The organism is Roseimaritima multifibrata, assembly GCF_007741495.1.
In the GTDB taxonomy this organism is placed as follows: Bacteria; Planctomycetota; Planctomycetia; order Pirellulales; family Pirellulaceae; genus Roseimaritima; species Roseimaritima multifibrata.
This window is the reverse complement of sequence record NZ_CP036262.1, coordinates 3792826-3811063: the sequence shown is the minus strand read 5'-3', so window position 1 is coordinate 3811063 and position 18238 is coordinate 3792826. Positions and strand designations below refer to the sequence as shown.

General features: G+C 54.2%; 16 protein-coding genes. 12 read left to right on the top strand and 4 right to left on the bottom strand.

Going from position 1 to position 18238, the window contains the following annotated elements:
- Nucleotides 1-33: 33 nt before the first annotated feature.
- Nucleotides 34-1254, bottom strand: coding sequence for a hypothetical protein (locus tag FF011L_RS13795; RefSeq protein WP_145352203.1), 1221 nt, complete (start codon nt 1252-1254; stop codon nt 34-36).
- Between the two features lie 207 nt (nt 1255-1461).
- On the opposite strand from FF011L_RS13795, the gene FF011L_RS13790 reads away from it, so the two are divergent.
- Nucleotides 1462-2421 carry an ion transporter gene (locus FF011L_RS13790; RefSeq protein ID WP_145352202.1) on the top strand — a complete coding sequence of 320 codons (960 nt, stop codon included), beginning with the start codon at nt 1462-1464 and terminating at the stop codon, nt 2419-2421.
- A 126-nt stretch (nt 2422-2547) separates the two neighbouring features.
- Here the strand turns inward: FF011L_RS13790 and tpx are convergent, their stop codons facing one another.
- Nucleotides 2548-3048 carry a thiol peroxidase gene (tpx, locus tag FF011L_RS13785; RefSeq protein WP_145352201.1) on the bottom strand — a complete coding sequence of 167 codons (501 nt, stop codon included), beginning with the start codon at nt 3046-3048 and terminating at the stop codon, nt 2548-2550.
- A gap of 551 nt (nt 3049-3599) precedes the next feature.
- Here tpx and FF011L_RS13780 point away from each other — a divergent pair.
- From FF011L_RS13780 to FF011L_RS13745, 8 genes are all read left to right on the top strand, one after another.
- Complete coding sequence (locus FF011L_RS13780) at nt 3600-4055, top strand: TraR/DksA C4-type zinc finger protein (RefSeq protein ID WP_145352200.1); 456 nt, start codon at nt 3600-3602, stop codon at nt 4053-4055.
- 746 nt (nt 4056-4801) lie between these two features.
- The gene (locus FF011L_RS13775) at nt 4802-6124 is read left to right on the top strand and encodes a CpaF family protein (RefSeq protein ID WP_145352199.1); all 1323 of its coding nucleotides are present in this window, start codon (nt 4802-4804) and stop codon (nt 6122-6124) included.
- Between the two features lie 71 nt (nt 6125-6195).
- Entirely contained in the window at nt 6196-7170 is a 975-nt protein-coding gene (locus FF011L_RS13770; RefSeq protein ID WP_145352198.1) for a type II secretion system F family protein, read from the top strand.
- Nucleotides 7171-7261: 91 nt separating this feature from the next.
- Entirely contained in the window at nt 7262-8242 is a 981-nt protein-coding gene (locus FF011L_RS13765) for a type II secretion system F family protein (RefSeq protein ID WP_246109403.1), read from the top strand.
- A gap of 183 nt (nt 8243-8425) precedes the next feature.
- Nucleotides 8426-9283: a phosphoadenylyl-sulfate reductase gene (locus FF011L_RS13760; RefSeq protein ID WP_246109402.1), complete on the top strand. Its 858-nt coding sequence runs from the start codon at nt 8426-8428 to the stop codon at nt 9281-9283.
- Between the two features lie 57 nt (nt 9284-9340).
- Entirely contained in the window at nt 9341-9766 is a 426-nt protein-coding gene (locus FF011L_RS13755; protein WP_145352196.1) for an RrF2 family transcriptional regulator, read from the top strand.
- A gap of 11 nt (nt 9767-9777) precedes the next feature.
- Nucleotides 9778-10209: a 6-pyruvoyl trahydropterin synthase family protein gene (locus FF011L_RS13750; RefSeq protein WP_145352195.1), complete on the top strand. Its 432-nt coding sequence runs from the start codon at nt 9778-9780 to the stop codon at nt 10207-10209.
- Nucleotides 10210-10291: 82 nt separating this feature from the next.
- On the top strand, nt 10292-11905 hold the full coding sequence (locus FF011L_RS13745; protein WP_145352194.1) for a serine/threonine protein kinase: 1614 nt from the start codon (nt 10292-10294) through the stop codon (nt 11903-11905).
- Between the two features lie 68 nt (nt 11906-11973).
- Here FF011L_RS13745 and FF011L_RS13740 read toward each other — a convergent pair whose 3' ends face one another.
- A complete protein-coding gene (locus FF011L_RS13740; RefSeq protein ID WP_145352193.1) occupies nt 11974-13137 on the bottom strand; it encodes a lactonase family protein in 1164 nt (387 codons plus the stop codon).
- 377 nt (nt 13138-13514) lie between these two features.
- Between FF011L_RS13740 and FF011L_RS13735 the strand changes: the two genes are divergently transcribed.
- Both FF011L_RS13735 and groL read left to right on the top strand, forming a co-directional pair.
- Nucleotides 13515-13832, top strand: coding sequence for a co-chaperone GroES (locus FF011L_RS13735; RefSeq protein WP_145352192.1), 318 nt, complete (start codon nt 13515-13517; stop codon nt 13830-13832).
- A gap of 43 nt (nt 13833-13875) precedes the next feature.
- Complete coding sequence (groL, locus tag FF011L_RS13730; protein WP_145352191.1) at nt 13876-15495, top strand: chaperonin GroEL; 1620 nt, start codon at nt 13876-13878, stop codon at nt 15493-15495.
- 218 nt (nt 15496-15713) lie between these two features.
- Here the strand turns inward: groL and FF011L_RS13725 are convergent, their stop codons facing one another.
- Entirely contained in the window at nt 15714-16868 is a 1155-nt protein-coding gene (locus tag FF011L_RS13725; RefSeq protein WP_145352190.1) for an FAD-dependent oxidoreductase, read from the bottom strand.
- Nucleotides 16869-17162: 294 nt separating this feature from the next.
- Between FF011L_RS13725 and FF011L_RS13720 the strand changes: the two genes are divergently transcribed.
- Complete coding sequence (locus FF011L_RS13720; RefSeq protein ID WP_145352189.1) at nt 17163-18209, top strand: beta/alpha barrel domain-containing protein; 1047 nt, start codon at nt 17163-17165, stop codon at nt 18207-18209.
- The last annotated feature ends 29 nt before the right edge of the window (nt 18210-18238 follow it).

Sequence of the window (18238 nt, the reverse complement as noted above, 5' to 3'; positions counted from 1 at the left end):
GTATCAAATTGACTAAATCGCGTGCTACGAGAGCTATTGTACCGATTTGTCGGTGTGGGGGCATCCGTCGATGACATGGACCGGCCACCTGGAAATTTCACGGATAGATTCTTTTTGCCAGGCGTGCGGAACAAAGGCGAACCCGTCGTGCGGTGATATCTGTTGCAAATCGAAGCTCCCTCGGCAACGCCATTCGCGTTCTTCTTGCCAGTTGACGCCGTTTCCGAGAGCCTGAAACCGCCAATGTTGGTCGCTTGGTAAACGCCCGCGTTCCTTGGGTAGGCCATAGACCACGGGCTGGACACCTAGTCGACTGCAAACCCTGCGGTGGATTGCGAACCCATACGGCTGATAATCCCAGCGTCCCACGGCCGAGCGAAACGTTCGCCGTTTGAGCAGCTGTGGCAGCGGGACCGCGGACCAACAGACCACAGGGAAACGCTGGCATGACAACCTGGCGCCCGCATACAGCCAGCCGCTACTCAGGATCGAAAGCAGAGCATCAAACGGGCTGATCGGGTTTGCGGCCACCCCGCCAAGGATCAGTTCATCCTGGAACTGTTGTTTCGACTGACCAGCGATCTGCCCCGTTTGGGCTCGTGTGCAGTGAACCAGGTACTCGGACCAATCGGCCGAGGGCGATGATTGAGAATTTTTTGCTCCTGTTTCTGTTTCCGTTTCTGTACAACGGTTTCCGGGTTTTCCTCTAGCAGGGTCAACGGAGGGGGCGTGAGGGCGATACCACCCGATGGCCCCTGACTGGATCAGGTCGGCCGCGTCGGAATTCGGGTCCGCACATACCGCGACCCAGGTCGAATCGTCGCGACGTTTTCTCAAGCGGCTGCGAAGGGCGTCTGCGATCAACCCCTTTTTCCGCACCCAGATGGCGCTGACCCGGTCAGCGCGTTCAATCAGCTCGGAATCGACGGACTGGGATGCTGGTTTCCTACGGGATCGATCCGTCAGTTCGGCGGTGGGAACGTCAAACAGCTGGGCGGCTCGTCGTACCCAAGGCGCCGCGGCGGTTCCGTCAGCGACTAAAAGCACTCTGCCTGCGAACCGAGCCTGCTGCACCGCGACGCGTAGAAATGCGAAGGTTTCGCTCCGTTGACGGAGGTCGCGACCAAGTCGTGAGCAGACGATCGCATGAAGTTCGGGCGTCTTGAAAAACGGACGTCGACCTGAGCAATCCGCACGCTTGAATGGCTTCGCCGACGGTCCCTCCCTGCCTCGGTTTTCTGCTGGTGGTGTCATCTTGCCCCTCTTCACGGTTTCCGAAGACCACGGAAACGCTATTCTAAGCTTTTACTAACGGACCGACCACAATCCGGCTATTCGATTGGAACCGCTCGGCTGCCATCCGTTGCCTGGGAAGGAATCCAGGCTCACCAGACGGCTCCAGTTTTGGTGGGAGGACGACACCGTCGTCCAGTCCGAAGACGTTTTTGCAAAGAGTTACCGATGTCGAAAGTGAAACTAAAGCGGCGAGGGCGAGTCGCTCCGGAACGCCAACGACCCCTTGAACCGGGGCTCCGTCAGTCGATGTATGACATCATCTTTGGCGCCGAGTCGTACTGGGGGCGAATGTTCGACATCATCTTGTTGCTTGCGATCGTCGGTAGTATCGCGGTGGTTGCTTTTGAGACCCTGCCATCGGTCCGCGACGACGAGGCGCAGGTTGCCATGTACCTTCGCTGTGAAATCGGTTTTGCCATCCTCTTCGGGATCGAATACGTCCTGCGTCTGTATTGCACCCGTCGCCCGCTGCGATACGTCTTCAGTTTTTGGGGCGTGATCGATCTGCTAAGTTTCCTTCCATCGCTGCTGGTGGGACTGGGGGCCATGCGTCAGAACGCTTTTGTGATTCTCCGCTCTGTCCGTTTGCTGCGGGTCTTTAGGATCATGAAACTGTGGCGATTGATGAGCGAAGCCGATGTCCTCGGGGAGGTTATTTGGCGGTCGCGAGGCAAGATCGTTGTCTTCCTTTCGGTGGTGATGGTTGCTGTAACCATTAGTGGCGCGTTGATGTATCAGGTGGAGAATTCGCCATATCAGAAGACCCATCCCGATGCGGTGGTCGATTCGAAATTCGATTCGATTCCGCAGTCGATGTACTGGGCGATTGTCACGATGACCACCGTTGGCTACGGAGACATCGTACCTGAGACGACCGTCGGAAAGATCATTAGTGCGGCACTGATCCTGCTGGGATACAGTCTGATCATTGTCCCGACCGGTTTTGTTAGCGCTGAATTCAATGAGACCCGCAAGCAGATCAAAAAGTCCGCTGATTGTACGGATGCGCAGTCTGCATCGCGGGGGGAAATCGGAGACATAACCTGCCCTGCCTGCGAAGAGAATGTGCAATTGAAGCGAGCCATATTTTGCCATCGCTGCGGCACACGTTTGCCACGTGATTAGTGCCACCGTCCGTCAGTGACCGGCCCACGGCGTTGGTCTCATCCGTTTGATTTACGTGTTGCGCATCAAAAAGCCCGACAACCGAAGCTGTCGGGCGGAGAGCCATTTTGCCATCGCAATTAGCGACTAGCGAAGCGTTGCCAAAGCGGCGTCGTAGTTTGGTTCGTCAGCGGTTTCTTCGACCAGTTGCGAGTGGACGACTTTTCCGTTTTCGTCGATCACAACAACCGACCGTGCCAGCAGGCCAGCAAGCGGGCCGTCTTCGATTTGAACGCCGTAGGTGCGGCCAAAATCACCACTGCGGAAATCGGAAGCCGATACCACGTTATCCAGGCCCTCGGCTCCACAGAATCGCTTCTGTGCAAACGGAAGGTCGCGGGAAACGCAAAGCACAACCGTGTTGTCCAAGCTGTTGGCTTCCGCGTTGAATCGTTGAACGCTGGTCGCACAGGTAGGCGTGTCAATGCTGGGGAAGATGTTTAGGACGACGCGTTTGCCGGCATAGTCTGCAAGAGTCGTTTCGTTCAAGTCGATTTTTGCGAGCGAGAACGCAGGAGCGTCAGCACCTACCGAAGGTAGATCGCCACAGGTGTGGAAAGGATTTCCTTTAAGTTTGAAATCAGCCATCAAAGCACTCGGTCTGTAAAAAGGTTGAGAATGGTCGCTTGGTTATGCCAGTTTATTCCGCTTTCCCCCGTATCTGTCAACCAGCGGACAAGGGGGGATAGGGAGCGGAGGGGCACCGAACGGAACTGCCAAGAACAGGCCGATCAGGGAACCGAACGATCCTTTTTCCATAACCTGAGAAGCCGTCGCCCGCAGGAAATACAGGTAACCGCGGTCTTTTCCGCCGGTTCGAAAATCATTCTGTCGAGAATTTCAGGTTGACACCCCGGAATTCCACTTGGTAGTTCTCCGATATCCCAAGAGATTCAGAACCTTTTGGAAATTTCACTGTTAGCAAATGGTTTGCGGGAATCGTTTGTTAGCCTTCCTCCTGGGTAGAAGCACAATGGCCTCGCGGCGACGGTTACTGGGTCAATCGTCTCGGCAGGTCGCTTCTCAGTGAAATTTTTGCGGTGCATCGAGGCAGACATATTGTCCGTCTTGATGCACTGGTACAATTCCTAGGCCGCTCCCATTTTGGGGGCGGCTTAGGATTTTTTTATATCGATGCCATGTCCGGTTTGCTCCAATCTATCCATTGCCCTGCCTGCCAACATAAGAAGGTGGTCGGCTATTCCGAGAAATTGCGGACTCTGCATGCTCTTGGGAAACTGCGGCGGGCCAAGAACCCCGAACCGGATTTGGTTCAGGAATTGTTCGTGACCAGCCTGCCCCAGCTCTCTTGTTCTGGCTGTGGCTCCGCCGATCTGGAATTGCGGTCGCAAGTCGTCGAAGAAGAGGATCCAGAATTCTGGGGGGAGGCCCGTCGTTGTGAGGTTTGTCGCGAGACGCTGATGCCCGAACGTCTGGAGATCTTTCCCGACACCGTTCGATGTGCGGCCTGCCTATCGAAGCCGGATCCCGAAACCGAAGACGATTTCTGCCCTTCCTGTGGAGACCGTCTCACGACGCGATTAGCAGGCGGTGGGCTGACACGTTATCGCCGCAGTTGCCCAAGTTGCGGGTAAAGATGCATTTCTTTCCTGCGTTTGCACGTAGCCGAGCCCTTCGTGACGTGAAGAGTATTACTGACGGTTTCCCAATAGGCTGCTGAAGTGCGGCAATGCATCAAAAGATCCCAACCCGCTGCGTCAGCGAGGGATCGCGTGCAGTACTTACTATCCCTTGCTTACGCGCTTTGAAGTTGCGTTATCTGGATGCATTCCCCTCTGTTTTTGTATCGGCCCTTGGCACGTGCAATTTACAACTTGCGAATGAGTCGCCGGCAGCCAAGCCCCTAACCTGCTGCGTAGGCGAGGGACGGAAAGAACAGGCCGCTATCCCTCGCTGACGCAGCGGGTTGGGATTTTGGTCTTTTGCCACACCACTGCAATCCGCTCGAAAACCGCCAACTTATAAATCGCACGTCCTTCGGGCCTTTTTGCTGGCACTTCTCCCCATTCCGGGGGCTTCATGCCCGGCAGTGATTGTGTCGACCCTTCGGGCCTAGAAATACCGCCCGCAGATGCTATTGGGCTTGCTCCGTTCCGCTACGGAAATGAGTGAATTGGGGGAATGGTTCTGCAAAACGCGGCCCGTAGGGAATGCCCAAAAACGGTCGCTGGTTGGGTTTTGTTGTTTTTTTGCAACAGCGCTAAATCTGTGACCTATCTTTCCGTGGATCGATACCGAACAGTCCTTTGAGAGCAGGCCAAGGACCGCCCGGGATCCAATTGTTATCGATAAAATCCATACACATCCAACTTGTGATCTTATGCGAACTCCAACTCAAACGCCTCGTAGTGCCGACAATAATCGCCAAGCTCAATTCGAAGAAATCAAGAGTCGGATTCACGGTAAATTAGTTGACAAACTTGATTTGTCGCGGGTTGGCGACATGAAAGGGGAAACCCTTAAACGCGAAATCAAGATGGTGGTCGAGCACCTTTGCGATAGCGAAGAGACTCTGCTGAATCGCCAAGAACGCGACCGAATCGTCGAGGAAGTTCTTGACGAGACGTTTGGCTTGGGACCTTTGGAACTGCTTCTAAAAGATCCTAAGATCAGCGATATTTTGATCAACGGTCCGAAAAACATCTACGTCGAAAAAGGCGGCCAGATGGAGAAAACGGAAGTTGAATTCCGCGATAACAAACATCTGATGCAAATCATCGACCGGATCGTCAGTAAAGTCGGTCGGCGAGTCGACGAGACCTGCCCGATGGTCGATGCTCGATTGGACGACGGAAGTCGTGTGAACGCGATCATTCCACCGTTGGCTTTGGATGGAGCCTGCATGAGTATTCGGCGGTTTGGTAGCAATCCACTGAAGTTGGAAGACCTGCTGAACTACCGAGCCTTCACGCCTGAAATGGTGATGTTGCTGGAAGGCTGCATCAAGGCTCGGCTGAACATGATCATCGCTGGCGGTACCGGTTCCGGTAAAACCACGCTCCTGAACACGCTTTCCTCCTTCATTAGTCACTCCGACCGGATCGTGACGATCGAAGACGCGGCGGAACTTCAATTGCAACAGGACCACGTTGTCCGTTTGGAAACTCGCCCAGCAAACATTGAAGGAAACGGGCGAGTGTCTGCAACCGACTTGGTCAGCAATGCACTGCGTATGCGTCCTGAACGGATCATCATCGGGGAATGCCGTGGTGGCGAAACCCTGGACATGTTGCAGGCTATGAACACCGGTCACGATGGTTCGTTGACGACGGTTCACGCCAATACACCTCGCGATGCAATTTCACGTCTGGAAACGCTGGTCATGATGGCCGGATTTGATATGCCCGGAAAGGCGATTCGCCAACAGATCTCCGGAGCTGTCGACGTCCTGATTCAGGCCAACCGTTTGCAGGGTGGCCCCCGCCGTGTCACGGCCATCACCGAAGTCGTTGGGATGGAGCAGGACACGATCGTGTTGCAAGACATCTACCGCTACAAGCAAGAAGGGGTCGATGAACACGGCAAAGCGTTCGGGCACTTCGAATGCACCGGAGTTCGGCCTTCCTTCATGCACAAATTGGAATCCGCTGGCGTTCGTTTGCCTGCCAGTGCGTTCCGCGAACGAATCATCATGCAGGCTTAATGAACGGCTCTGCTGTTTCGCTTTTGATCTAACCGCTTTTGAACCACACGCTCCTGTTTGGGCTAACTGTTATGACTCCAATTCTTGTAATCATCGCCGCCGGTATCGGATGTGCCTCTTTGGTTGCGTTCGCAGTAACCGCTTTTATGCCAGGGTCCGATAGTACCCAGGCTGAAGATCGGTTGCAGGAATTGGCGCGTCGACGGCCAAAGGGAGGCGCCGACGCCGGTGACGAACCTTCGCTGTTGTTGGCGGGGGGTTTAGATGATTCGAAACACTGGTCCCATGTGATTACCGGATCGGTGCCAGCTCTGGGAACCTATCTGGAACAAGCCAACATTCGCCTAACTCCTCCGCAGTTCATGGGAATTTGTGCCGGAGCTTGCGGGGCCGGAGTGATAATCGCTTCGTTGACACCGGGACTGCCAATCATCTTCGCTCCGTTCGCCGGACTGATACTTGGCGTGGTTCCCATGGCTTGGCTGAAGATGGCTCGGGCTCGCCGCTTGGGGCTGCTTGGCCGCCAGCTTCCCGAAGCCTTGGAATTGCTCGGCAGGTCGCTTCGCGCAGGGCACTCGTTGGCGGCTGGTTTTGGGTTGATTGCTTCGGAAATGTCGGAACCGATCAGCGTTGAATTTGGACGCGTCTTCCAGGAACAGAACTTCGGTATTCCGTTGGAAGAAGCGCTCGATGACATGGCCGACCGAGTCCCCAATATGGACGTTCGGTTTTTTGCCACCGCGGTCATCCTACAGCGACAAACCGGGGGCGACCTTGCGGAAATCCTCGACAAAATCGGACACCTTGTCCGCGAACGCATTCAGATTTTGGGACAGGTTCAAGCATTGACCGGGGAAGGACGTTTGAGCGGAATCGTGCTGCTGGCGATGCCTCCGCTGCTGTTCTTCGTAATGCTATGGATGAACAAAGAATACATCATGAAGCTATTTAATGACCCGATCGGGCAAAAGCTGCTGGTCGTTGCAATCGTGACGCAGGTCATCGGAGCCTTGGTGATCCGAAAGATTGTCACGATCAAAGTTTAGGATCTTACAGACGACGCAAAACGGCTGCATCGCAAGCTTGCCGCACCAAATCATCACTGCTCAAATTTATTGTTAAATGGAACCTGTTGCCATGTTACTCGCTGCCGAAACTTCGCTGGTCTTCGTGATCGTGCCGGTCGCTCTATTCGTCGCCGTCTCTGCAATCGCATTTTTGCTGTTGGGACGCGTCAGCGGCGAAAGTCAACCGCGTGCGGAAGCTCGTTTGGATGAACTGAGAAGTCCACGCAAGCGAACGGTTGAAACGGTCGATGGTGCCGAAGACCGTGACAAGAAGAAAGCGCAAGCTCTAACCGCCGTGTTGGAACGGGCAACGTCCCCTCTCGGTAATTCGGTGAAACCGAAAAACGAAAAAGAACTTGGCAAGCTTCGGGAACGATTGCTTCACGCTGGGTACCGCAGGGAAGCTGCCCCGGTCGTCTTTAAAGGGGCACAGCTGATCTTTGCCGGCGTCGGGCTGTTCTTCGGTGGAGTGTTCGGTTTGTTGACGTCTGGGTTGACGATGGCACTGCTCACGAAAACCATCATCGGTGGCGGAATCGGGTACTTCATTCCTGAATTGATCCTTTCCTTCTTGATCAAACGTCGCAAGAACAGCATCTTCCTGGGACTTCCCGATGCACTTGACCTTATGGTCGTCTGCGTCGAAGCCGGTTTGGGACTGGACCAGGCGATGCGGAAGGTTTCCGAAGAACTACAGAAATCGTATCCCCAAATCGCCGACGAATTTGTGGTCGCCAATGCTCAGCTTCAATACGGTCGCTCCCGCTCCGAAGTGCTCCAGGCTCTCGGCTATCGAAGTGGCGTCGATGACCTGAAAGCCCTCGCGTCGATCCTGATCCAAGCCGATAAATTTGGCAGTAGCATCGGTCAGGCCCTGCGGGTGCAAAGTGATTCGATGCGAACCAAACGCCGCCAGATGGCGGAAGAGAAAGCTGCAAAAACCGCCGTGAAACTGATCTTCCCGCTGGTCCTTTTCATCTTTCCAGGGATTTTTGTGGTCCTGATTGGCCCCGCCGGGATCGATATGTACCGCGAACTACTCTCCAAATAGTCCCAGGCGATTTTGTTAAACCTGAGGCGGACAAATCCCGATACTTGACTATTTAGATCATGTATCTACTATTTAGGCTCGTCAGTCGACGAGCCTTTGATAGTTTTTCACCGATTTGTACGTACTCGATTCATTGGACAGGCAATATCCTGTCCAGGTTTAACGCTCAGGAAAGATCGCGCGATGGTTCCCAAACCTCAGCCGCAAGCTGTCTCGGCCGATCCGCCGTCTGTGAAGGCTCAGATGCCCCCTAACGGGCCTTTGCCTCCCACTCTGCAGGTTTTCTCGGACGATCCAGGGGAGGATGCCTCTCGAGGTGCCTTGGCGGCCGATCCTCCTTTGGTGCCCGATGAAGCCTTTTTGACTTCGCTGGCCAAGGAAAGCGAATCGTTAGAGAAAGCGACCCCGCAGGAAATCTTGCGTTGGGCGGTCGATCGCTACGCCCCCAAGTTCACCATGGCGACTGCGTTTGGGCCCGAGGGGATGACGATCATCCACATGCTTTCCGAGATCGCTCCGGAAACGCCCATTTTCAATCTGGATACCGGGTATCAGTTCGCCGAAACCCTGGCTTTGCGTGAACGCGTAAAAGAGCGTTACGGGATCGAAGTCGAATTTAAGCTGCCTGAAACGACGGTAGAAGAATACGAAAAGCAACATGGTGGTCCGCTTTATAAGACCGATCCCAACCGTTGCTGCTTTGACCGCAAGATTCGTGTGCTGCATAAAGCGGCTCGCGGGTGGCATGCATGGGCGAGTGCCATTCGCCGCGACCAGAGTCCCGACAGGGCACGGGCGCCGATCGTTGGCTGGGATCGTAAATTTCAGCTGGTGAAGATCAGTCCGTTAGCGAACTGGACGAAGAAGGACGTTTGGAGTTTGATCAGCAAAGAGAGCATTCCCTACAACGAACTGCACGATAAAGGGTTCCCGAGCGTCGGCTGCGAACCCTGCACACGAGTTGTGCAGATTGGCGAAGACGAGCGAGCAGGACGTTGGAGTGGATTTCAGAAAACCGAGTGCGGTCTGCACACTTCGTAGCCCGGTTCGCCACGATCGGTGAATGGGTCGTGGGTGCATCCTTTGAGGAGATAACGAATGCAAATTCCTGCTCGAGTTCATTACGGTTGTCTGGCGATGCTGGACATGGCGTCGCATGCCAACCGTTCGAAGCCGGTCGCGCTGCGTGAAATCACAAAACGGCAAGGGATTCCCCAGCCGTTTTTGGTGCAGATCCTGCAACAGCTTAAGGGAGCGGGCTGGGTTTCCAGTACACGTGGTGCTCAGGGAGGCTATCGGTTATTGGTGGAGCCCGAAAGCCTTACGTTGTTAGATATTGTCCAGCAGATTGGATGTGGCGATGGCGGCTGCGGAGGCGATGATGACGCAACGCGTGAATCGCAAGTTCTGCGAGCGATTTGGGAAGAGGCAAGCGATGCCTTTCGCGACAAGCTTGCGAAGACTCGCCTGAGTGATTTGGCGACTCGCTGTGATGAGCCTGCAGAATCCATGTTTTACATCTAAAAGGTTTTTTTATGTCGTTAACTGTCATGCGCCGGGTGACATTTTGTGCCGGCCATCGGTTGCTGAATCATGATGGCAAATGTGTCAATTTACATGGCCACAACTACGTTGCCGAATTTTACGTGACGGCCGACCAACAAGATTCGGTCGGACGTGTCATTGATTTCAAACTGCTGAAAACACGTTGCAAAGGGTGGCTGGACGAGCACTGGGATCACGCCTTCTTGCTTTGGGACGAAGACGTCGAAGCGATCGCGGCGATCCAGCAAACCAATCCTCATCGATTGTTCAAACTGCCCTACAATCCAACGGCCGAAAATTTGGCGACCTACCTGCTGTTTGAGGCTTCCGAACAAATCCTTGAGGGGACCGGAGCTCGAGCAGAGCGTGTGGTTATTTGGGAATCGGAAGAAAGTTGTGCGGACGTACGGCGGGACGCATAACTTAGCATTGGTAAATACGGACGCCGTGGATCACAATAGTTCGTTCGTATGATTTCTTTCGCCAATCGGCACTGCACGTTCTATGGCTCGTTCTCGTCTTGGTCCTCTAGCTCTTGAATCTCCGTTAGGGCAGTCCTCCGGGACCAGCGGATACTGGCGCGCGGTGCATATTGAGCAGCGGCGGAATGTGGCCGTAAAGATGTTTTCCATCCCCTTTGGGGGGACGCCCGAAACCAAACGGGAATTCATGAACGAATGGGAAACGTTAAAAAAATTAAGGCAACCGGCGATCGCCCGCTGCTACGGGGGCGGTTTTGAAGGCAAAGATGCCTATCTGGCCTACGAAATGATCGAGGGCGAATCGCTAAGTGAGCAGGTCGAATCGCGAGGTCCCCTACCCTGGCAAGCGGTTTTGGATTTGGCCGATCCGCTGACCGAGGCGTTGGCCTATGCCCACGATCGACGAGTCGTTCACGGTGGTTTGGAGCCTGACAAAATTCGCATGGCGGGACTGTCGCCAGTGATCGTTGATTTCCGAGCCGAGCGAGCGACTTCGGTTTTCCGAGTCCAACGCCCGCCGACGATCGAAGATTTTGCCTACCGGGCGCCCGAATTGATCCAGGATCCCGGGGCAATGTCGCCGAAGTGCGATCTTTATTCGCTCGGTGGGATCCTGTTTTATGCGTTGACCGGACGGCACCCGATCACAGGCAGCACTCCGGAAGAGCTGGCCGAAAATGCAGTCCATCAAGTTCCGCCCAATGTCTCGACGGAAGTTTTCGACTGCCCAACCTTCTTAAGTGCCGTCGTCGAGCAATTGCTACAGAAAGAGCCGGTTGATCGCCCGCACGGAGCCGACGCGGTCAGGATGGCGATTCGCGAAGTTCGCCGGCGTTCCGCCGCAGGAACCGGAGTCGCTGAACACGTCTCGTCGGGCTTTAGCCCTCTAAAGGTGCAGGCTGATAGTAAGGAAGCTAGAGAGCTTTTGGGGCGGGCTGAACTGGAATTGAGAGAGCCGGTTGCTCCTAAGCCACCGCTGTGGGAACGAGCTTGGTTCTTGAGTGTGATGCTGGTCCTGCTATGCACGTTTATCGGCTGGGTCCTGTGGCCACCAAGTGAAAGCCAGCTTCGTGCGCGAGCTGAGAAATTGTTGGCCGAAGGAGGACGGATCAACATGGGGCAAGCAAAATCGCAATGTCTGGAACCTCTGGTGCGGAGGTTTCCTGACGGAGAAAATGCAGATTGGGCGAGAGATCAAATCGATCAAGTTGAAATGGTCGAAACCGATCACGCGCTGTCGGTAAAACTTCGCCGCGGTATGAAACTACGCAACGAAGCCGAACGAAGGTACGCAGACGCTCAGCGATTCGAACAATTTGGCGACCCTTCAACGGCAATCGATAAGTACCGTTCTTTGGTAACCCTGTTCGATAACGAACCGGACCATCGCGTCTATGTCAATTTGGCTCGACGGCAAATCGCCGAAATCGAATCGCAAGGGATCCGCAGCGGTGAAGCCGAGCGAATTTTGCGTCAACGATTGTCGGAAGCCGACAAACTGATGCAGGCGAACGAAGTCTTCGAGGCCAAAGAGATCTGGAACAGTATTCTAGAACTGTACGGAGACAACGATGGAGTCCAGCCGTTGGTCTTGATCGCCGAAGATAAGTTGGAAGCGCTAAAACGATCGCAGTAGGCGATCGTCCGCGAACGAACGCCCGCAAACGCTAGTTTTGCGGGCGGCTTTTCCCTATACCGTTTCGCTTATCGAAACAGCACGCAAATCGGTGCTGGGACCGTTTGCATCATTCGACTGTACTGAAGTTCGCCCGTTTCGGGATCGATTGCGAATACCGAAGCGGTATGGCTATCACGGCCTGCAGCCATCAACCATTTTCCGCTTGGATCGATGTTGAAGTTCCGTGGCCATCCGCCTCGGATCGGTTCCTGCTCGACGAGAGTCAGCTTGCTCGTTTCAGGATCGACCGAAAATACGGTGATCGAATCATGCCCGCGATTTGCTGCGTAGACAAACTTGCCGGTCGGATGGACACGGATTTCCGAGGCACTGTTGAAGGACTCTTTCGCCTTCTGGGCTTCGCTTAGTGTTGGGATGGTTTGGATGGCAGTCATCGTTCCTGCGGCTGGATCGTACTGAAAGACCGTGACCGTAAGCGAGAGTTCGTTCAGGACATAGACGATATCGCCGTCGGGGCTAAATTTCATGTGACGGGGACCACTGCCGGGAGGGCAAACGCCCGCGCCGTGGTTGGTCAATTTTGGTTTGCCATTCTCGGTTTCAAAGTTCCAGATAACCACTTGGTCTAAACCAAGATCGGGTACAAACGCAAAGCGATTGTCAGGCGAGAACCCGGTCCAGTGGGCATGGGCTTTGTCTTGACGATTGGCAACGACACCGGAGCCTGCGGGGTGCTTTTCTAGCTGGCTGCGAGGTTGAATCGAACCGTCTGCCGACAACGGGAAAAGGGCGGTCGATCCGCCTCCGTACTGAGCCGTGATCAACGCGGTCCCCTTGTGATCGACCGCAAGGTGAGCAGCCCCGCCATCACCGACGGCCTGAGCATTTAATTGAGTTAGCGTGGCGTTTGCATCGTCTCCGATCTGAAACGAAACCACGGAAGCTTCTCCGTCGACCGATCCAACGCTGTACAGGATTGGCAGTGTGGGATGGAGCGTCAAGAATCCGGGGCTGTCGATTTCGGCTGCCAATTGTGGAGCCGTCAGCCGCCCATTGTCGGTATCGAATTTGGCGTGATAGATCCCTTTGCTAGGGCCCGTTTTGCCGGTGGTCGTCCCGAACCAGACATCGACAACGTCCGCCTGAGCGATTCCGCCAACTTGGACGACTGCACAGGCGAGAAGGATGGAGGCAAAATAGGGGAATGGAATCGATAGATGTGAAATCATGGAGAATGCACCTTGCTAGGGAGAACGGTTTAGACGCTGGCGGGGCCACCCGGAGGATGGGGCCGGACGCCGGCGAGTGGGGACCTGGATTGTAAAGGAAACCGAATGGTACCGCATGTCGGAGTGCCACTGTGACAGGAAGGAAGGGACGGCGTTGCTTAAGAGGGGCCGTCAAATGCCTTGTGAAATGCCTGTAAAATTCGTAAGTCCTTTCTGACGTGTGGCTTGCGTGATGGTTTTTGGTTTTCGGCACACCGCTTGCTACTGTGGCACGTCGGAGAGGTTTGGCTGTCACAGTCAAACTTCGATAGAACGAACAAAAATAGAATTCACCCCTTTCCAAACACTTTTTTTATTCCCTCGGAGGCTAGATAGAGATGGCAACAGCCACGAAAGCAAAGACCAAAATTCGGCTGCAACCCATGGGCGAACGGATCGTCGTGCAGCGTGACCAGGGCTTAGAGAAGACCGCGGGTGGGATCGTGTTGCCGGGTTCGGCACAGGAAAAGCCAGCTCGCGGGACCGTAGTCGCTGTTGGCACAGGCAAATTGCTCGATGACGGAACTCGCTCGGCTCCCCAGTTGAAAGAAGGCGAATGCGTCCTCTTCACTAGCTATGCCGGTGAAACTGTGGAAATCGATGACGTTGAATACCTGCTGATGCGTGAAGACGACATCTTGGCAGTTGTTGAGTAATCCTCCCTTTCCTAACCTCACAAAACAAGCAAGATAGATAACCATGGCAAAGATTATTGCTTTTGATCAAGAAGCCCGCGAAGCGATTCGCCGCGGCGTCAGCCAGCTGGCTCGAGCCGTCAAAGTGACTTTGGGACCTAAGGGTCGCAATGTTATTTTGCAGAAGAGCTTTGGCAGTCCAACCGTCACAAAAGACGGCGTGACAGTCGCTAAAGAAATCGAACTTGAAGATGTCTATGAAAACATGGGCGCTCGTATGGTTCGCGAAGTGGCCAGCCGGACCAGCGACGTCGCTGGTGACGGAACCACCACCGCAACCGTGATGGCCGAAGCGATCTTCAACGAAGGTCTGAAAGCCGTTGTCGCCGGTGTTAATCCGATCCAGATGAAAAGTGGGATCGAAGCCGCGGTTGCGGACATCACCGAAAAATTGCACTCGATGGCCACCAAGGTCAAAGACAAAGCCGCAATGGCCAATGTCGCTTCGATCGCCAGCAACAATGACCGCGAAATCGGTGAATTGCTTGCCGATGCAATGGAAAAAGTTGGCAAAGATGGTGTGATCACCGTCGACGAAGGCAAGAGCCTGAAGACCGAACAAGAGTGGGTCGAAGGGATGCAGTTCGATCGCGGATACCTTTCGCCTTACTTCGTCACCGACACCACTTCCATGGAAGCGGTTTTGGAAGACGCTTATGTCTTGGTTTTCGAAAAGAAAATCAGCAACATCAAAGACATGGTGCCTCTTCTGGAAAAAGTTGTTGAACAGGGCAAGCCTCTGTTGATCATCGCTGAAGATGTCGACGGCGAAGCACTGGCAACTTTGGTTATCAACCGCTTGCGTGGAACCTTCACCTGTGTCGCCGTTAAGGCTCCAGGTTATGGCGATCGCCGCAAAGCCATGATGGAAGACATTGCCATCCTGACCGGTGGACAAGCGATCTTCGAAGCACTTGGTGCCAAACTGGAAAGCGTCACCCTTGCCGACCTTGGTCGTGCCAAGAAAGTGATCATCGACAAAGACAACACGACCATCATCGAAGGTGGCGGAAAGAAAGCCGATATCAAGGCTCGGATCGATCAGATCCGCCGCGAAATCGAAAACTGCTCCAGCGATTACGACAAAGAAAAATTGGAAGAACGACTGGCCAAATTGGCCGGTGGTGTTGCCAAGGTCAATGTCGGTGCCGCAACCGAATCGGAAATGAAAGAGCGTAAAGCTCGCGTTGAAGATGCGTTGCACGCAACCCGTGCCGCTGTCGAAGAAGGTATCCTGCCTGGTGGTGGTGTCGCTTTGTTGCGAGCCAGCAGTAGCGTTTCCGCCGCTGAATCGTTGAAAGACGACGAAGTTGTTGGTTACAACATCGTCCTGCGTGCTTGCCGTGCACCTGTCACCATGATCAGCGAAAATGCTGGCCAAGATGGTGGCGTGGTTTGCGAAAAAGTTCTCGCAATGAAAAACAACGAAGGCTACAACGCCTTGACCGACACCTACGAAGACCTTGTTAAGGCTGGCGTCATCGACCCAACCAAAGTGACTCGTACCGCACTCTCCAACGCAGCTAGTGTTGCAACCTTGTTGCTGACCAGCGATGCATTGGTTGCCGATGCCCCTAAGGGCAAAGGTAAAGGCGGCCACGGTGGCGACCACGACATGTACTAGGACACCTTCTAACGGTTTTTACCGATAGTCTCCTAAACAAATTAGCTTCCGAAGTCTCTTTATGATGCTTCGGAAGCTTTTTTTATGCGCTAGTCGCCGGTGTCGCCGGCGTCGGCATCATCGCGGCTGCAAAATCCTTTTCAGCGGACGCCGACGTGATTTTCGAAACGGCGAAACCGCCCTCTGAGTGGGTTGCCTTGGGACGAAAAAGTTGCGAGCTAGGTCGGGGGGAGTTGGTAGTCCTGGATAAAACCTTTGTCGATCCATTTCTTTAAATGCCAGCACCATTTGGCGTGGACGGACCATCCGCGGTAATCGAGGAGTGCTTTCTGGTCTCCCGTATTCAAAATTTTCAAAAAGTCTCCCTGCGGTTCGAACTCACGCATCGGCCCTCCATCGAAAAACGCTTGCAAGTTGTGCCACAAGATTGGACTTTGGCGAACCGCGTAGACTCCCGCTTTGGGGGAAGGCGATTCGATGATGGTGCCCGAGTCACCGACGGCAAAGATGTTTGGTTTTGTCAGTGACTGCAAAGTCTTGTGCGTGGCGATAAAACCTTTTGGGTCGTGTTCTAGAGGGACGTCGGCAAGCCACTGTGACGCGGTTGCGCCGGTTGCCCAGATAACGACATCGGCTGCCTGCTCCTTGCCATCGGCCGTTTGGATCGAATGATCAGAGACCTCTACGATTCGTTGGGAAGTATGGATTTCGATTTTGCGCGAAGCTAGGATTTTTTCCAGTTTGGTTATCGCGCTAGAGTTCATCCCGTTAGCGATCCGTTCACTTGCGGTGAAAATCTGGATCTCGATCGGACGCACAGGGTCCGGTTGGCTATTCCATCGCTGTTGAAAACAGAGTGCAATTTCGACGCTGGCGACCCCTCCTCCTACGATCACACAACGCAGTGCCCCTTTGGCATTCGCATTCGCATTCGATTGACTTGTGCGTTCTTCCAAGCGTTGCAAGAAAGTTTGCATCGGCTTGGTCGAGACCAGTATCGGTGACGATTGGTGGTCGGCGTAGCCTGCTGGAACCGAACCTATCCCGATCGACAACGCGTCGTATGAAATCGAGGAGGCGTCGGGAAAAAGAATCGATTGGTTCTGGATGTCGATTTTGCTGGCCGTACCCACGATCAATGTGGCGCCCGCCGCATCTGTCAATCGACGAAGATCGATTCGCATCTCCGAGTCGGAGAATTGTTTGCCCAGAGTCCCCGGCAGCATCCCTGAATAGGTTGCCGAAGCGAAGGGGCTAATGCAGATCAGTTCGCAGTTTGGAATGGGGTGTTCTGCCCATTCGTGTAGCACGTGTGCATTTGTGTGCCCAATCCCTAGCAACACCAATTGACGAAGTGAATCTTTTCCCTTCATGCTCGGCCTTGGTTTGAGGTTAAAAAATCCGGTTGGGGGCTCCATGCACCCCGCTTTTGTCCCGCTAATTCGCTGGTAATTTTGAAATCACCCGCTCGCATCGTTCACAAGCGTGGGAACTTCCAAAGCATAACTCCCGCGGCGCATCGTCTCGCTCGTTAAGTGGAATGATAATTGCGGTAGTCAGCAACGTGGATGTCGACCATGAGTGCAAACGACGACGACTTCATCAGAGCCTACAATAAGAACTGAACGTAACGGTTCTTTCAGACGATTCCTATGGGATTTCATTTTATGACTACGGAACTCTCGACGGCGTATCTCGGACTTAAGTTGGAGACCCCGATAATCGTGGGAGCTTGTCCGTTGACCCTTGAACCGGAGAAGGTTCGTCAGATGGTCGATGCGGGGGCAGGCGCTATTGTGCTTCCTTCTATTTTGCAGGAGCAGTTGGATTTTCAGCGTCTGAAGGATCAAGATCCAGACGGCGCGGTGCAACGTAGTGGATATCAGCCACAGCAAGATGAATTCAACGGCGGTCCTGTCGCCTATCTGCAGACGTTGGCAAAACTGAAAGATTGTTGCTCGGCACCGGTGATCGCTAACCTGAGCGGAACATCGCGAGGATCATGGCTGGAATTTGCGAACGAGGTCGAGGCGAACGGTGCGGACGCTATTGAATTGAACTGGCGTAGCGGCGTCACTGGACCGACCGAATCTTCCGACCACATCGAATCCAGGCTGCTTGATTTGGTGAAGGAGTTGCGTCAAAGGGTTTCGATCCCGGTAGCGGTTAAATTGACTCAGCATTTTACAAATATCGCTGCGGTCGCTTCCAAGCTGGAGAAACTGGGCGTCGATGGTTTGATCTTGTTTGCTCATCGCCCTCATTGGGATGTTTGCGTCGATCGGATGCAGTGGAATATCCGTTGGGAATTGACGCCGCAGCAATCCTTAGGAGCGATTCTTGAGGGGATTGTTCACGCGAGAACAGGTGCCGGCAAAGTGTCGATTGCGGCAAGTGGCGGAATCCGCACCGGGGAGGGCGCCGTCAAAGCGATGGTCGCAGGAGCTGACGCGGTGATGATCGCTTCTGAAATCTACCGCGCAGGACCCGACGCCATCCGCAATATATTGCAAGGTATTCGGGCATTCCTGGACGCAAGTCGGTTTCAATCTTTGGCCGAATTCCTTGCCGACCGACCGGTTCCAGATTTATGTTCGGATCGCCTGATGCACATGGAGTACGTTGACCCTTTGATCAGGACCAATGACTATCCCGATCCGACTCCGGCGCCAACGCATGGCCGCTGCGACTCCTTCGGTCATCGAATCCCCTAATCGGGATCCGAAGACCTTGGTGTCGATTG

Coding starts and splice junctions, on each gene's coding strand:
- FF011L_RS13760 (WP_246109402.1), top strand. CDS start 8,426: ATGGTTCCCAAACCTCAGCCGCAAGCTGTCTCGGCCGATCCGCCGTCT.
- FF011L_RS13770 (WP_145352198.1), top strand. CDS start 6,196: ATGACTCCAATTCTTGTAATCATCGCCGCCGGTATCGGATGTGCCTCT.
- FF011L_RS13765 (WP_246109403.1), top strand. CDS start 7,262: ATGTTACTCGCTGCCGAAACTTCGCTGGTCTTCGTGATCGTGCCGGTC.
- FF011L_RS13725 (WP_145352190.1), bottom strand. CDS start 16,868: ATGAAGGGAAAAGATTCACTTCGTCAATTGGTGTTGCTAGGGATTGGG.
- FF011L_RS13790 (WP_145352202.1), top strand. CDS start 1,462: ATGTCGAAAGTGAAACTAAAGCGGCGAGGGCGAGTCGCTCCGGAACGC.
- FF011L_RS13750 (WP_145352195.1), top strand. CDS start 9,778: ATGTCGTTAACTGTCATGCGCCGGGTGACATTTTGTGCCGGCCATCGG.
- FF011L_RS13720 (WP_145352189.1), top strand. CDS start 17,163: ATGACTACGGAACTCTCGACGGCGTATCTCGGACTTAAGTTGGAGACC.
- FF011L_RS13795 (WP_145352203.1), bottom strand. CDS start 1,254: ATGACACCACCAGCAGAAAACCGAGGCAGGGAGGGACCGTCGGCGAAG.
- FF011L_RS13740 (WP_145352193.1), bottom strand. CDS start 13,137: ATGATTTCACATCTATCGATTCCATTCCCCTATTTTGCCTCCATCCTT.
- FF011L_RS13735 (WP_145352192.1), top strand. CDS start 13,515: ATGGCAACAGCCACGAAAGCAAAGACCAAAATTCGGCTGCAACCCATG.
- FF011L_RS13755 (WP_145352196.1), top strand. CDS start 9,341: ATGCAAATTCCTGCTCGAGTTCATTACGGTTGTCTGGCGATGCTGGAC.
- groL (WP_145352191.1), top strand. CDS start 13,876: ATGGCAAAGATTATTGCTTTTGATCAAGAAGCCCGCGAAGCGATTCGC.
- FF011L_RS13780 (WP_145352200.1), top strand. CDS start 3,600: ATGTCCGGTTTGCTCCAATCTATCCATTGCCCTGCCTGCCAACATAAG.
- FF011L_RS13775 (WP_145352199.1), top strand. CDS start 4,802: ATGCGAACTCCAACTCAAACGCCTCGTAGTGCCGACAATAATCGCCAA.
- FF011L_RS13745 (WP_145352194.1), top strand. CDS start 10,292: ATGGCTCGTTCTCGTCTTGGTCCTCTAGCTCTTGAATCTCCGTTAGGG.
- tpx (WP_145352201.1), bottom strand. CDS start 3,048: ATGGCTGATTTCAAACTTAAAGGAAATCCTTTCCACACCTGTGGCGAT.